Annotated in this window: 13 protein-coding genes and 1 pseudogene; 5 read left to right on the top strand and 9 right to left on the bottom strand. The window is 68.6% G+C overall.

The features are described 5' to 3' along the window. Positions 1–3: 3 nt before the first annotated feature. Positions 4–2,145 carry a transketolase gene (tkt, locus tag F5544_RS27805; RefSeq protein ID WP_167475919.1) on the bottom strand — a complete coding sequence of 714 codons (2,142 nt, stop codon included), beginning with the start codon at positions 2,143–2,145 and terminating at the stop codon, positions 4–6. Between the two features lie 314 nt (positions 2,146–2,459). Here tkt and F5544_RS27800 point away from each other — a divergent pair, with 314 nt between their 5' ends. After that, positions 2,460–3,449: a heme o synthase gene (locus tag F5544_RS27800; protein ID WP_167475918.1), complete on the top strand. Its 990-nt coding sequence runs from the start codon at positions 2,460–2,462 to the stop codon at positions 3,447–3,449. Here the strand turns inward: F5544_RS27800 and F5544_RS47130 are convergent. Further along, positions 3,357–4,181 (bottom strand): helix-turn-helix domain-containing protein, encoded by an 825-nt coding sequence (locus tag F5544_RS47130; RefSeq protein WP_203217364.1) that lies wholly within the window; start codon positions 4,179–4,181, stop codon positions 3,357–3,359. The two genes, F5544_RS27800 and F5544_RS47130, sit on opposite strands and share 93 nt — an antisense overlap. 235 nt (positions 4,182–4,416) lie before the next feature. Between F5544_RS47130 and F5544_RS27790 the strand changes: the two genes are divergently transcribed. Then, positions 4,417–5,382: a hypothetical protein gene (locus F5544_RS27790; protein WP_167475917.1), complete on the top strand. Its 966-nt coding sequence runs from the start codon at positions 4,417–4,419 to the stop codon at positions 5,380–5,382. Positions 5,383–5,430: 48 nt separating this feature from the next. On the opposite strand, the gene F5544_RS27785 is transcribed toward F5544_RS27790, so the two are convergent. Continuing rightward, positions 5,431–6,861 (bottom strand): FAD-dependent monooxygenase, encoded by a 1,431-nt coding sequence (locus F5544_RS27785; protein ID WP_167475916.1) that lies wholly within the window; start codon positions 6,859–6,861, stop codon positions 5,431–5,433. A 36-nt stretch (positions 6,862–6,897) separates the two neighbouring features. On the opposite strand from F5544_RS27785, the gene F5544_RS27780 reads away from it, so the two are divergent. After that, positions 6,898–7,551: a TetR/AcrR family transcriptional regulator gene (locus F5544_RS27780; RefSeq protein ID WP_238846701.1), complete on the top strand. Its 654-nt coding sequence runs from the start codon at positions 6,898–6,900 to the stop codon at positions 7,549–7,551. Between the two features lie 6 nt (positions 7,552–7,557). Here F5544_RS27780 and F5544_RS27775 read toward each other — a convergent pair whose 3' ends face one another. Then, the gene (locus F5544_RS27775; RefSeq protein WP_167475915.1) at positions 7,558–8,544 is read right to left on the bottom strand and encodes a quinone oxidoreductase family protein; all 987 of its coding nucleotides are present in this window, start codon (positions 8,542–8,544) and stop codon (positions 7,558–7,560) included. 69 nt (positions 8,545–8,613) lie between these two features. On the opposite strand from F5544_RS27775, the gene F5544_RS27770 reads away from it, so the two are divergent. Beyond that, positions 8,614–9,276, top strand: coding sequence for a TetR/AcrR family transcriptional regulator C-terminal domain-containing protein (locus tag F5544_RS27770; RefSeq protein ID WP_167475914.1), 663 nt, complete (start codon positions 8,614–8,616; stop codon positions 9,274–9,276). 94 nt (positions 9,277–9,370) lie between these two features. On the opposite strand, the gene F5544_RS27765 is transcribed toward F5544_RS27770, so the two are convergent. Next, positions 9,371–10,336 carry a quinone oxidoreductase family protein gene (locus F5544_RS27765; RefSeq protein WP_167475913.1) on the bottom strand — a complete coding sequence of 322 codons (966 nt, stop codon included), beginning with the start codon at positions 10,334–10,336 and terminating at the stop codon, positions 9,371–9,373. Between the two features lie 61 nt (positions 10,337–10,397). Here F5544_RS27765 and F5544_RS27760 point away from each other — a divergent pair, with 61 nt between their 5' ends. Beyond that, the gene (locus tag F5544_RS27760) at positions 10,398–10,745 is read left to right on the top strand and encodes a hypothetical protein (RefSeq protein ID WP_167475912.1); all 348 of its coding nucleotides are present in this window, start codon (positions 10,398–10,400) and stop codon (positions 10,743–10,745) included. A gap of 287 nt (positions 10,746–11,032) precedes the next feature. Here F5544_RS27760 and F5544_RS27755 read toward each other — a convergent pair whose 3' ends face one another. The 4 genes and pseudogenes from F5544_RS27755 to F5544_RS27745 form a co-directional block, all read right to left on the bottom strand. Further along, positions 11,033–11,944: a universal stress protein gene (locus F5544_RS27755; protein WP_167475911.1), complete on the bottom strand. Its 912-nt coding sequence runs from the start codon at positions 11,942–11,944 to the stop codon at positions 11,033–11,035. Between the two features lie 37 nt (positions 11,945–11,981). Beyond that, positions 11,982–12,059 (bottom strand): universal stress protein, encoded by a 78-nt coding sequence (locus tag F5544_RS47605; RefSeq protein WP_428847185.1) that lies wholly within the window; start codon positions 12,057–12,059, stop codon positions 11,982–11,984. An 85-nt stretch (positions 12,060–12,144) separates the two neighbouring features. Further along, a pseudogene (locus F5544_RS27750) lies at positions 12,145–12,765 on the bottom strand (universal stress protein); the annotation flags it as partial. Between the two features lie 92 nt (positions 12,766–12,857). Continuing rightward, positions 12,858–13,826, bottom strand: coding sequence for a COX15/CtaA family protein (locus tag F5544_RS27745; protein WP_167475909.1), 969 nt, complete (start codon positions 13,824–13,826; stop codon positions 12,858–12,860). Position 13,827: the final 1 nt, after the last annotated feature.

The following is a 13,827-nucleotide window of genomic DNA, read 5'->3' as shown; positions in this document are numbered from 1 at the left end:
GTTCTATCCCTTCACGTTCTCGATCGTGCGCTGCGCGGCAGCCACGACGGCGTCGGCGGTGATGCCGAATTCGCGGAACAGGGTCTTGTAGTCGGCGGACGCGCCGAAGTGCTCGATCGACACGATCTCGCCCCGGTCACCGGTGAAGCGGTGCCACGGCATCGCGATACCGGCCTCGACGGCCACGCGAGCGGCGATGCCGGGCGGCAGCACTTCGTCACGGTAAGCCTTGTCCTGTGCGTCGAACCACTCGATGCACGGCATCGAGACGACCCGGGTCGCGATGCCCTGCTCCTCCAGCGTAGTGCGGGCGGCGACGGCAAGCTGCAGCTCCGAACCGGTCGCGATCAGGATCACCCGCGGGGTGCCGGTGGACGCCTCGGCCAGGATGTAGCCGCCCTTCGAAACACCCTCGAAGCTGGTGCCCGCCAGCACCGGGATGTCCTGGCGGGTGAGCGCGAGCGCCGACGGGCCGTCCTGGTGCGGCAGCTCGGAAACCGAGAAATGCGAACGATGTTCGCTGCTGTCGCGTTCCAGGATGGTCCGCCAGGCGAAGGCGGTCTCGTTGGCGTCGCCGGGCCGGACCACGTTCAGGCCCGGGATGGCGCGCAGCGCGGCCAGGTGCTCGATCGGCTGATGGGTCGGGCCGTCCTCGCCGAGGCCGATGGAGTCGTGCGTCCAGACGTACACCGACGGCACCCGCATGAGCGCGGCCAACCGCACCGCCGGGCGCATGTAGTCGCTGAACACCAGGAAGGTGCCGCCGTACGGACGGGTCGGGCCGTGCAGCGCGATGCCGTTCAGGATGGCGCCCATCGCGTGTTCGCGGACGCCGAAATGCAGGGTGCGGCCGTACGGGTCGGCCTTCCACATACCGGTCGAGATGGCCTCGGGGCCGAAGCTCGGCTCGCCCGGCATCGTGGTGTTGTTGGATTCGGCCAGGTCGGCCGAGCCGCCCCACAGTTCGGGCAGCACCGAGGCCAGCGCCGCCAGCACCTTGCCGGAGGCCTTACGGGTGGAGACGCCCTTCGGATCCTCCTCGTACGTCGGCAGATTCGCGGCCCAGCCCTCGGGCAGACGCCGCTCCTGCAGCCGGTCGAACAGCGCCTTGCGCTCCGGATTCGCCTGTGCCCACGCGTCGAAACCGGTCTGCCACTCCTGATGCGCCGCCGCGCCGCGCTCGATCGCCTTGCGGGTGTGCGCGATCACCGCGTCGTCCACCTGGAAGGACTGTTCCGGATCGAAGCCGAGCACCTTCTTGGTGGCCGCGACCTCGTCCGCGCCGAGCGCCGCGCCGTGCGAGGCGCCGGTGTTCATCTTGTTCGGCGCCGGGTAGCCGATCACGGTGCGCAGCACGATGATCGACGGCCTGCGCAGCTCCGCCTTGGCCGCCGCGATGGCGGTCTCGATGGCGGTGACGTCCTCGCCGCCCTCCACGGTCTGCACATGCCAGCCGTACGCCCGGTACCGCGCGGCGACATCCTCGGTGAACGCGATGGTGGTGTCGTCCTCGATGGAGATCCGGTTGTCGTCGTAGATCACCACCAGGTTGCCCAGCTGCTGGGTGCCCGCCAGCGAGGACGCCTCGGAGGTGACGCCCTCCTCCATGTCGCCGTCCGAGGCGACCACGAAGATGTGGTGGTCGAACGGGCTGCTGCCGGGGGCGGCATCCGGATCGAAGAGGCCGCGCTCGCGGCGCGCCGCCATCGCCATGCCGACCGCGGAGGCCAGACCCTGACCCAGTGGGCCCGTGGTGATCTCGACGCCGTCGGTGTGCCGGAACTCCGGATGACCTGGGGTGAGCGAACCCCACTTGCGCAGGTTCTTCAGATCGTCCAGCTCCAGACCGAATCCGGCCAGGTACAGCTGGATGTACTGGGTGAGGCTGGAATGTCCGCAGGACAGCACGAACCGGTCGCGGCCGACCCAGCTCGGATCGCGCGGGTCGAGCCGGAGCACGCGCTGGTAGAGGGTGTAGGCCAGCGGCGCGAGGCTCATCGCGGTGCCCGGATGGCCGTTACCGGCGGTCTGCACCGCGTCGGCGGCGAGCACCCGCACCGTGTCGACGGCCTTGGTGTCCAGATCCGTCCAGTCGTCCGGGTAGTTCGGCTGAGTGAGGGCGCGGATGGCGTCTGTGACTGACACGACCGAGGTTCTCCTGACATTGGTTTCGTCGACGGACTCGCGTACTCGCGGCGTACTCGTTCCACCCTAGATGTGCCGCGTGAGCACGATGTCGGGAACCCGGCTTACGGCGGCACCGTGTCGGGCGATCCGGTCGGTTCGTCCCGTATGGATGTCCGCGCCGCGAGGGGGCGCTGGCGAAAGCGGTGCCGCCGAGGGTCTACCATCCTCTGTAGTAGTAGCCGCGCCGCACTGGGCTAGCACTGCCGAGCAGCAGGGCAGAGCGCGCTGCTGTTCCAATGCCGGATGCGATGCACAGTGTGCGAGGAGAAACAGTGCGGATCGGTGATCAGCCGGGTGGCCATGGTGCGCACGGCTCCTCCGCGACAGCGCTGGCCGACCGTTTGAACGGTGACGGCCTGCTGTCGCGACTACTGCGGCGACCACTCGCCTATATCGCGCTCACCAAACCGCGCGTCATCGAATTGCTGCTGGTCGCAACGATTCCCACGATGCTGCTGGCCGACCGGGGCCACATCGATATCCGCCTGATCCTGGCCACCCTGTTCGGTGGCTGGATGGGCGCGGCCAGCGCCAACACGCTGAACTGTGTCGCCGACGCCGATATCGACAAGGTGATGAAGCGCACCGCCAAGCGCCCGCTGGCCAGGGATGCGGTGTCCACCCGCCAGGCCTTCGTCTTCGGCGTCGTGCTCGGCATCGCGTCGTTCGCCTGGCTCTGGTGGCAGGCGAACCTGCTCAGCGGTGCCCTGGTGGTCGCGACGATCCTGTTCTACGTCTTCGTCTACACCCTCGGCCTCAAGCGCCGCACCTCGCAGAACGTGGTGTGGGGCGGTGCGGCCGGATGTATGCCCGCGCTGGTCGGCTGGTCGGCGGTGACCGGAAGTATCGGCTGGCCCGCCATCGCGCTGTTCGGCGTCATCTTCTTCTGGACGCCGCCGCACACCTGGGCGCTGGCCATGCGCTACAAGGAGGATTACCGCGCGGCCGGGGTGCCGATGCTGCCGGTGGTGGCGACGGAGCAGAAGGTCACCAAGCTGATCGTCGTCTACACCTGGCTGACCGTGCTCACCACGCTGGCGCTGATCCCGGCCACCGGTGTGGTCTACGCCGCGGTGGCGCTGGTGGCGGGAGCCTGGTTCCTGCTCATGGCGCATCAGCTCTACGCGGGCGTGCGGCGCGGCGAATCGGTCAAACCACTGCGGTTGTTCCTACAGTCGAACAACTATCTGGCCGTTGTCTTCTGCGGCTTGGCGGTCGATTCGGTGCTCGGCTGGGACACGATCGGCAGTTTCTTCGGCTGAGGTAGCCGTCCGGCCGGAATAGGTACCGGCGCCCACGGTGGCGAGCCAGTGCCTTTCGGCCGCGCGGAGGATGTCGTCGCCGAGTAGTTCGAGGAATCGGCCCGCGCTGGCGAGCCGGATTCCGACGGCGGTGTCGGTGCCGAAGATTTCGGCGCCGCGCAGGGCGGTGCCGGCGAATCGCTGGTTGGCGCGGACGCCGATCACCGCGGAGTGAAGGCCCGCGTTCTCGTCGAGCGAATACCGGTAGCGCCTGCTCCGGCCATCCCGGTCGCGACGGATCAGCCCGTGTTGTTGCAGCAGGCCGACGGCTTGCGAGATGGTGGCCGCGCTGACCCGCAGAGATTGCGCCAGTTCGGCGGCGGTGCGGCTGCCGGTCTCCGAGGTGAACAGGCACGCCATCACGCCGGCGGCGGTGCGCGGCATACCGGTCTCGACGAGGACCGCGGCGAGGTCGGCCATGAACGCGGCCGCCGCGTCGGGGTCGGGGCCGCCGCGTTCGACGGCCCGCTTCGTGGTCGCCTGCGGGCGGAGGCTGCGCCGGGCGCGGTGGGTGGTGGCCAGTTGTGCCAGGTCCGCGCGGTAGCGGCCCGGCCCGCCGTTGCGCGCGACCTCGCGGCTCACCGTCGAGGCGGGTCGGCCCAGGCAGCGCGCGATTCCGGCGTAATCCAGGCCCTGCGCCAAGCCCGCGGCGATCTGCCGTCGGTCGGCCCCGGTCAACCTGCGTCCTGGCATTCGGTCGGCTCCTCGCTCCGGTCGATTTCGACGCCAGTATGCGAGTCGGGCGTAATCCATTGCAACAGAAGCCCTTCGGCGTGCATTAGTCGGCAGCGTCATTGCAATCGGCGATCGGGGCAGTGATCAGCGAAGACGGCTCCGATCCCGGGCCGGTTTCGTTGACCGGTGTTTCGTGTCCTGCCTAACGTTCGGATCCGGCGGCGGGACAACAACATTCGTAAGGAGCGATGACATGCGTGCCAAGGGCATTACCTACGACACCGGTTTCACACCCGGTGGGCGAAATTCGCGGCCCGTCTTCGACGCCGACGCGGTGCGGCGGGAGATTCGGATCATCGCCGAAGACCTGCACTGCGACGCCGTGCGGATCACCGGCGGCGACCCCGAACGGCTGGCCATCGCCGCCGGGCACGCCGTCGATGCCGGGCTCGAGGTCTGGTTCTCCCCGTTCCCCTGTGAACTGTCCGCCGCGGAGCTGGTGCCGTACTTCGCCGACTGCGCGGACCGCGCCCAGGAGGTGGGAGCCGACGTATTCGTCACCGGCTGCGAGCTGAGCCTGTTCGCCGCGGGCTTCCTCCCCGGCGAAGACAGTCTCGCCAGGATCAAGGCCGTGACCGACGGCGATTCCGCGGCGCTGGCCTCGATCGAGGAGATCGGCAAGCGGCTGGATGTCGTGCTGGTCGATATCGCGGCGGTGGTGCGCGAACGGTTCCGCGGCAAACTCACCTACGCCTCCGGCATCTGGGAGCAGATCGACTGGACGCCCTTCGATATCGTCAGCGCCGATGCCTACGGCGACTCCGGCGATGCCTTTCGCGAAGGCCTTCGAACCTACTTCCGGCACGGTAAGCCGCTCGCGGCCACCGAGTTCGGCTGCTGCACGTACCGGGGCGCGGCGGCCCGCGGCGGCCTCGGCTGGACCATTGTCGACAATCCGGCGAACCCGACCCGGCTCGACGGGGTCTATACCCGCGACGAGGACGAGCAGGTCCGCTACCTGCACGAGATGCTGGCGGTCTTCGATGAGGAGGGCGTGGACACCGCGTTCTGGTTCACCTTCGCCTGCTACGAGTTCCCACACCGCACGGACCCGCTGTTCGACCTCGACATGGCGTCCTACGGGGTATGCAAGCTGATGCCGGATGGCAGCCTCACCCCTAAGAAGTCCTTCCACGCTATGGCGAAGGCATACGAATGAAGCGCCGGACAACTACCCGGTGATAGCGCGAGATCAGTTGTCTGTGAGTTAGTTTCGCGTGATGTACTCGGCCAGATAACCGTCCGGGCGGATCAGTACGTGTGTGCCGACCTCGGCGTGGTAGGCGGCGAAGGCGTGGCCGTCCACGTCGACGACGTAGCGGCCGGGGGCGGTGTCGCCCGGGCGGACCACCGTGTAGACCTCGACGCCCTGTTGGGTTGGCGGCGTTGGTGTTTCGCCGAAGCAGAGCAGTGTCGCGTGTGGGCCGCGGAACAGGTCGAAGAGGCGGATCGGCTGTCCGGCTTCGTCTTTCAGCGGGGCATCGGGTGCGCGGTCGCCGGTGACCAGCGGGCCGTCCGCCGCCGGATCGCGGTAGGTGATATCGAGCTGGCGGGTGGTCTCGCCGCGTTCCATCGCCTTCGGATCGCCTGCCCGCGTCCGGTCCATCAGGTCGCTGCTGATGCCGAGCACCCTGGCGGCGACGGCGCGGCGCTCGCGCTCGTAGCTGTCGAGCAGATCGGTGCCGTCGAGTGCGGCGGCCAACTTCCAGCCGAGGTTGTACGCGTCTTGGATGCCGGTGTTCATGCCCTGGCCGCCGGTGGGCGGATGGGTGTGCGCGGCGTCACCGGCGAGGAAGACGCGGCCGTCCCGGAACCGTTGGGCCAGGCGGATATTCGGACGCCAGACGGTGACCCAGGTGAGGTCGGACAGCGTGATTCCGGTGCCGCCGTACTCGTTCAGATAGCGCTGTAGCACGTCGATCGTCGGTTCGGCGGCCGGTTCCAGCGGGGCCGCGAATTGGAAGTGCGGCCGTCCGGGCAAGGGCGAGAGCATGATTCCGTCCATCGGCTGCTCCGCCGTGGCGAACCAGTAGCCGAAATCGTGGTCGAGCGCGTCCGCCCGGACATCGCCGAGCAGCATGCGCAGCGATTCGTCGGTGGTGCCGTCGAAGGGGATGCCGAGGGTCTTGCGCACCGCGCTGCGGCCGCCGTCGGCACCGACGAGGTAGGCCGCACGAACGGTTTCCGGACCCGCCGGGCCGGTGAGCCGGGCGGTGACACCGGTGTCGTCCTGTGTGAAATCGACAAGGGCGGTGGACAGTTCGACGGACACGCCGAGTGCGGCCAGGCGGTCGCGCAGGATCGCCTCGGTATCGGACTGGCCGAGCATCCGCACGTTGGGGTAGGGGACGGCCGGTGTCGGGGCCTGCGGTTCGGCGATCCGGCGCTCGCCGACCTGGTCGCCGTCGATGACGATCCGCATCACGGGCACGGGGATGCTCGCGGACATGATCGCGTCGAGCACGCCGAGGTCGTCGAAAACCTCCAGCGTGCGCGGCTGGATGCCGTCGCCGCGCGATCCGGCGAAATGCGATCCGGCCTGTTCGACGATGCGTACCGGCACGCCGCGGCGGGCCAGGTCGATGGCCAGGCTGAGCCCGGTGGGTCCGGCGCCCGCGATGAGTACCTGCTGTGGCATGACAACTCCCTTTTGCTGAAATTACATTCAGTGAATGTGAGTTCAGTATTGGAGTTGATACCTTTCGTTGTCAAGGAGGTGATGCGGGTGTCCATGAGTCGCAAGGAACGATCGGCGGAAACCGAGCAGGCGCTCAAGGCCGCGGCCCGGCGGCTGTTCGCCGAGCGCGGGTACCTCAACACCAAGATCACCGACATCACCGCGGCGGCGGGCCGGGCCGCGGGCTCGTTCTACAACCACTTCGCCAGTAAGGAGCAGTTGCTCCGGGAACTGCTGAACGATGTTGCGGCGGACGAGGATCGGCACGTCGAGACGGGTGAGCACAATCCGGACTTCACCGATCCTGCCGCGGTCCGCTTCCATGTCGAGGTGTTCTGGCGGTCGTCGCGCAAGCATTGGCCGGTCTATCGATCGGTGCAGCAGGCCGCTTTGGTCGACGACGAATTCGCCAGGCAGGCATGGCAATTCGGGAAACAGCAGCGCGATGACATCATCGACCATCTAGACGCGTTCGATGAGCGCGGCCTGAAGTTGCCCGCACGACCCGACGCCAGCCTCGCCATGATGTTCCTGCTCGTCACCGGTCTACTCCAGGCGGTCGAGGACGGCGCCGTGGAAATGTCCGACGAGCAGGCCATCGATGCGCTCACCCGCTTCGTCTATCGCGGACTCACCGGCCGCGACTGCTGAACCGGCTCAGCCGGGAACGACCACCGCGCGAATTCCGCTGTCCGCGGCCGCCTTCCAGGCCGCGGATATCTCGGCGAGCGGGTAGGTGCGTACCGGCACCTCGACCTTCCCGGTGGCGATCAGGTTCAGGTATTCCGGGATCGCGGCCAGAATCCGTTGTACCGAAACAGATCCCATGCCGCTGCCGGAAATGCTGATGCGGTGGCCGCCCAGCAGCGACGCGGGAACGGCCGCCTCCGCCCCGGCGAGGGCGCCGATCTGGACGTAGGAGATACCGGCGTCGTCTTCGCTGAGACCCGGTCGGGCCAGTGCGGCGAATGCGGCCTCGGCGGGTTTGCCCCAGACATAGTCGAGCACCAATCGAGGCGCTTCGGCGCCGATGGCGTCGATCAGGGCGGCCACTGTCTCGTCACGGTCGGTGGGTGTGACCGTCTGTGCGCCATAGGCTTTCGCACGGTCCAAGGCGGCCGCGTCGCGCCCCACCGCGATCACCCGATTCGCGCCGAGCCGGTATGCGTTCTGGATCGCCAGCAGGCCCGCCATGCCGGTCGCGCCGAGGATCAGCACCGTGCCGAGTGTCTTCGGCCCATTCGGGTTGGCGCGCAAGGTATTCAGCCGATCCTGCAGGATGAGCCAGGACGACATGCCCGGATTCATCCCGCCCGCGATCCGCGTCGGATCCGCGCCGGCGGGCAGCGGGAAGTGCATGCCGGACGGTACCGACATGCGCTCGGCCATGGTGCCGTACGGGGCCTTGGTGAATCCGGTGTACACCAGCGTGCCGTCGGCGGTCCGAGCGACCGCGTCCACGCCGGGGATCAGTGGGTAGATATCGGTGCTGCCGTAGTGCGAACCGCTCGCCAGCGACCGGACCAGGGGGTGGATGCCCGCGGCGACCAGGTCGACGAGTGTCCGGCCGTCTTGTTCGGGTGGTTCGGCGAAATCGCCGTATGCAGGGGTTTCTCCCGCGTTGCCGAGTATTGCCGCCTTCATGAGGTCTCCTTAACGACGTTAAATTGGCGTCGGTCCGAGGATCTCCTTAATGACGTTAAGCTGTCAAGTATGGGACGCGGACTCACCAAGGAGACGATCGTCACGGCCGGACTGGCGGTGCTGGACGAGGCCGGGCTGGACGGGCTGACGGTGCGTCTGGTCGCCGACAAACTGGGGGTGAAGCCGCCCGCGCTGTACTGGCACGTCAGAAACAAGCAGGAGTTGCTCGACGAGATGACCACCGAGATCTGGCGGCGGCTCGGCGCGGAGATCGACGCGCTGACGCGGGACCTGTCCTGGGATCGGGAACTATTCGAATTCGCCGCGGCGCTGCGGCGGCGGCTGCTCACCCACCGGGACGGCGCGAAGATGATCAGCGGTACCTATCTCACCGATCCCGCGATCTACCGCGATCAGGAGGCCCGGCTGAGTTCGCTTGTGCGGCAGGGATTCACCATCGCAGACGCGTCACGCGCGACGAAACTGCTGTACGACTTCGTGACCGGCTTCTGCATCGAGGAACAGGCGCAGGCCGGGGACGGCCGGTATTCGGTCGAGCAGCGGTCGGAACGCGTTGACACCACGGCGAATCCGCATGCCGCGGCAATGGGGGAGACCGTTTTCGGGGATCCGGACAAGCTGTTCGGGGAACTGGTGGCAATGGTTGTCGACGCGGCGGGTCGACTCCGTACGGCATCAGGGGAGAAATACGATTCGGCCCCGGGGTGCTGAAAGACGTTGCCCGGGGCCGAATTCCATGACGCGTGCCGTCGGTCGGCAACGCCGGTTACCTGACGCCAGGTCGAATCAACCGGCGTCGAATCACTCAGGGCCGCAGCACAATCGAGCCCGTGGTCTTGCGCGCCTCCAGGTCGTGGTGCGCCTGTGCGGCCTCGGCCAGCGGATAGCTCGCGCCGGTGCGAACCCGCAGCGTGCCGTCGGCGATGGCATTGAAGACATCGCCTGCGCGCCAGACCAATTCGGCGCGGTCGCGGGTGTAGTGGGCGAGCGTCGGCCGGGTGACGAACACCGACCCCGCCGGGTTCAGTCGCTGCAGATCGAACGGCGGCACCGGACCGCTGGCCGCGCCGAACAGCGCCAGCATGCCGCGCACCCGCAGCGAAGCGAGGCTGGCCTCGAAGGTGGACGCGCCGACGCCGTCGTATACCGCGGCGACGCCGACGCCGTCGGTGAGTTTGCGTACCCGCTCGGCCAGATCGTCGCCGTAGCGCAGCACCTCGGCCGCACCCGCCTCCCTCGACAGCGCCTCCTTCTCGTCGGACGACACGGTGGTGATCACCCTGGCGCCCTTGGCGACCGCCAGCTGGGTGAGGAACAGCCCGGTGCCGCCGGCGCCCGCATGGACGAGCACCGACTCGCCGGGTTTCGGTTCGTAGATCGAATTGAGCAGATAGTGCGCGGTCATGCCCTGCAGCAGCACCGAGGCGGCGGTCTCGGGCGCCACCCCGTCCGGCACCCGGATCGCGACGGCGGCGTTCACCGCGACGCGTTCGGCGTAGCTGCCCGGCGCCGCGGCCCACGCGACGCGGTCGCCGACGGCGAATTCGGTCACCGCCGAGCCGACCTCGGCCACCACGCCCGTGCCCTCCGAACCGGGGATGTAGGGCAGCGGCTGCGGGTACCGGCCGATCCGGAAGTAGACGTCGATGTAGTTGACGCCGCTCGCGTCGACGTCGACGAGGAGTTGCTCCGGTCCGATCCGCGGATCCGGCACCTCCACATATTTCAGGACCTCGGGACCGCCGTTTTCGGAAACCTGTATGGAGCGCATAGCACCCATTAACCCACCCGGCTGCCGGAACAATTCCCTACTGGCCGGTAAACTTCCGCTCATGAGTGCTCACGCAGCCCCGGCCCCGCTGAAGTTGTCGGGTTCCCTCGTGGAGTCCGTCGCAGGTTTCGTCGCCGAGCACGGCGGCTCCGCGACCGTCGTCCCGCAGCCGATCGGTCGCGTCGGCGTACGGCTCACGTTGATCGGCGCCGACGGCATCCTCGGCGACCGCGTCGTTCCCGACCTGGAAACGGTCGCCGAACTCGTCACCACCGTCGACGGTCTCACCGCGGCCGACGAATGGGACCGCGAACTCACCTCGATCGTCACCCCGCGCGAGGGGCACTGGGCCAAGATGGCGGGCTGGGTCGCCCGGCAGACTCGATTCCCCAAGGCGCGCAACGAATAACGGTTCTCCGGCGGCTGCTCGCCGCCGGAATATGCTCCGGCCCGACGCGAGTCGATCGACCGGCCCGCCGAGCATTTCGTCGATGCCCCAGCGCAGCAGGCCACCGGCCAGCGCCAGATGCAGCACGACGGCCATGGCGATGAGGGTGGCGCCGCAGTCGTGCGCCCAGCCCGGAATGCGGGGCAGCGCGATCAGCAGTCCGCCGAGCAGCACGACGGCGACGCCGATCGCGATCGGGCCGAGCGGCGCTGTGCCGTAATCGGTCTCGCCGCGGTCATCACGAACTGTCATCGGGGTCGGTCCTCTCCGGCCGAGGGTTCGCTCCGGCAGACGAGCACCGGGCAGGGGGCTTGTTGCAGTAACTCGCGGCTGGTCGATCCGAACAGGGCCGCGCCGAGCAGTGACCGGCCATGCGTGCCGATCACCAAAAGCTGTGCGGTATGGGCGATTTCGGTGAGAAAGGCGGCCGGTATCGCGGGTACCGGGACCGGGATGATCTCGACATCGGGGAACCGCTCCGACCAACCGGCGAGCGATTCCGACAGCACCGCCTGTTCCTCGGCGTTGCGATCGATGTACCCGCCGATCGGCGGGATCCGCGCGGGCGACCAGAGGTGCACCGCCGTGAGCGGTACGCGCAGGGCGTCGGCGAGTTCGAAGGCGTGCCCGATCGCGGGCTCGCTCAGCGCGGTTCCGTCGACGCCGACGGCGATCGTGCGGTCGCGCGGAATGGGTCGTCCCGCGTCGCCGCGCCACACACCCACCGGGCAGTGGCCGTGCAGCGCGACATGTATCGCGGTGGCGCCGAGCAGCTTCGAGCCGAATGCGGTATCCGCGCCGACCACCAGCATCCGCGCCCGTTCGGTGCGTCGTCGCAGTGCGGAATGGGCGGAGCCGTGCAGTATTTCGGTGGTTACCGGCAGCTCGGGTGTGCAGGTTCGCAGCAGTTCCGCCGCCTGATCGAGCAGGACCCGGGCGATGCGTACGCTCTGCCCGAGGTAGTCCTCGCGGCCGGGATCCTCCGATCGGCTCAATGCCGTTGTCTCGCTACGGAAGTACGGCCCGGTGAGCACATTGGCGAGCACGAGCGGCGCCCGCAGCGCGACGGCCAGATACGCCGCCCAGCGCGCCGCGTTGAGCGCCGTATTCGAGCCGTCGATGCCGACGACGATGTCGCGCCGGTCCGCCCGGATGCTCATGGCTGTCACTTTCCCTGTGCCGCAATGCGTTCTGGATTCACGCCGGCTGCCTGCAGACGATGACCGGGCACGGGGCGTGGTGCAGCAGGTTCTGGCTGGTCGACCCGACGAGCAGGCCCGCGACCCGATTGTGGCCGTGGCTGCCAGCCCGCGAGCCGCTCCGCCAGCAATTCCTGCTCCTGCGTCGCCAGATCCGGCCAGCTTTCCGGAAGTACGGTCCAGCGCAACAGATCCGGATCCTCCCACGCGTGCAACGCGACGATATCGACGCCGAGCAGCGAGGCCGTTTCGAACGTGTGGGCCAGCGCGTCCTCGCCGTCCGGACTGCCGTCGACGCCGACCAGCACCGGCCGCCGGTCCGGCAGCGGGTGCTCGATATCGCCGCGCCACACCGCGACCGGGCAGGTCGCCTTATTGGCCACCCGCAGTGCGGTGGAGCCGAGCAGCAAAGTGGTGAGCCGGTTGCCCGGGGTCGCGGCGACCACCAGCAGGCGGGCCGCGGCGGACGCCTGAACCAGCGCGTGCGCCGCATCGCCGTCGACGACGAGCGGGCGGATCTCCAGCTCGGGTTGATCCTGCCGGACGGCGGCCGCCGCGGCGGCGACATTGCGCTCGGCGGCGGCCCGCAGGCTGGGCAGGATGTCGAGCTCCGCCCAGGCGGAGGCGGCGATCCGGTAATCGACCAGGGGAACGACCCCCAGGACGACGAGCGGCACGCGCTGGCGAGCGGCCAGCACGCCCGCCCATCGGGCCGCCGCCAGAGCGGTTGTGCTGCCATCGATCCCGACGACGATGGACTGCTGATTGGCGAGGGTGGTCATAGCTCGACCCTCGCAGTAGCAGGGGCCGCGACAACCGGGTCGCCGGACCTCGGCCGCAGGGACCTATGTCACCGGTCCGGCGGCCGGATGGTTCAGGTGGCCAGCGCCACCGGCTCCGGCGCGGACACTTTCTCCCGGGTGCGCAGCGCCGCCCACAGTATCGCGGTGCCGATGATGCACAGGGTGGCGCCGCCGACGTGGAAGACCACGAGGGCCGCGGGCACGTGGGTGAAGTACTGGACCACCCCGAGCAGTGCCTGTGCGCAGACGGTCGCGATCACCGCGAACAGCCGGATGCGGACGCGACGGGTGATGCCGACGGCGAACAGCCCGAATCCGAGTCCGATCAGCAGCGAGAGGTAGGCGACGAGCAGTTCGGCGTGCAGGTGGACCAGGGGGGTGATATCCACCTCCAACCGCCGCACCGGCCGCGTGATGCTCTTGTCGCCCGCATGCGGTCCGGCACCGGTGACCAGGGTGCCCGCCACCAGCACCGCGGCCATCACCACCGCGGTGAGTCCGGTGAGCCAGCGCAAAGGCGTTGGCGCCTGGACGGTTTCGATGCCGTCGTCGGGCTGGCCGACCTTCACGAACAGGACGGTCGCCAGCCAGACCATGAGCATCGAGGCGAGCAGATGCACCGAGACGGTCCACCAGAGCAGCCCGGCCCGCACGGTGATGCCGCCGATCACGGCCTGCAGCACGGTGCCGCCCGGCATCAGCCACGCGTACACCAGCACCTCGCGGCGGCGCCGGGCGCGGACCACCGCGAGCACGATGAGCCCGGCGCACAGGGAGACGAGGAAGGTGAGCATCCGGTTGCTGAATTCGACGGCCTGATGCAACACCGGCACCTCGGATACGCCGACCGGGGTGAAGCTGCCCGGGAAGCACTCCGGCCAGGTCGGGCAGCCGAGGCCGGATGCGGTGACGCGGACGACCGCACCGGTGACGCAGATCCCGGCCTGCGAAATGATGACCGCGAGGGCGAACGCCCGCTGCACCCGGAGGGAGGGCAGCGGGAGCAGATCGACGAGTCGCAGGAATGCGCGATACAGCACG

Origin of the sequence: Nocardia arthritidis (genome assembly GCF_011801145.1) — a bacterium.
In the GTDB taxonomy this organism is placed as follows: Bacteria; Actinomycetota; Actinomycetes; order Mycobacteriales; family Mycobacteriaceae; genus Nocardia; species Nocardia arthritidis_A.
This window is presented reverse-complemented; position numbering and strand designations above follow the sequence as displayed.

Excerpts from the sequence above, each read along its gene's own strand:
- F5544_RS27785 (WP_167475916.1), bottom strand. The coding sequence starts at position 6,861 with ATGCCACAGCAGGTACTCATCGCGGGCGCCGGACCCACCGGGCTCAGC.
- F5544_RS27755 (WP_167475911.1), bottom strand. The coding sequence starts at position 11,944 with ATGAGCATCCGGGCGGACCGGCGCGACATCGTCGTCGGCATCGACGGC.
- F5544_RS47130 (WP_203217364.1), bottom strand. The coding sequence starts at position 4,181 with ATGCCAGGACGCAGGTTGACCGGGGCCGACCGACGGCAGATCGCCGCG.
- F5544_RS27760 (WP_167475912.1), top strand. The coding sequence starts at position 10,398 with ATGAGTGCTCACGCAGCCCCGGCCCCGCTGAAGTTGTCGGGTTCCCTC.
- F5544_RS27770 (WP_167475914.1), top strand. The coding sequence starts at position 8,614 with ATGGGACGCGGACTCACCAAGGAGACGATCGTCACGGCCGGACTGGCG.
- F5544_RS27775 (WP_167475915.1), bottom strand. The coding sequence starts at position 8,544 with ATGAAGGCGGCAATACTCGGCAACGCGGGAGAAACCCCTGCATACGGC.
- F5544_RS27790 (WP_167475917.1), top strand. The coding sequence starts at position 4,417 with ATGCGTGCCAAGGGCATTACCTACGACACCGGTTTCACACCCGGTGGG.
- F5544_RS27765 (WP_167475913.1), bottom strand. The coding sequence starts at position 10,336 with ATGCGCTCCATACAGGTTTCCGAAAACGGCGGTCCCGAGGTCCTGAAA.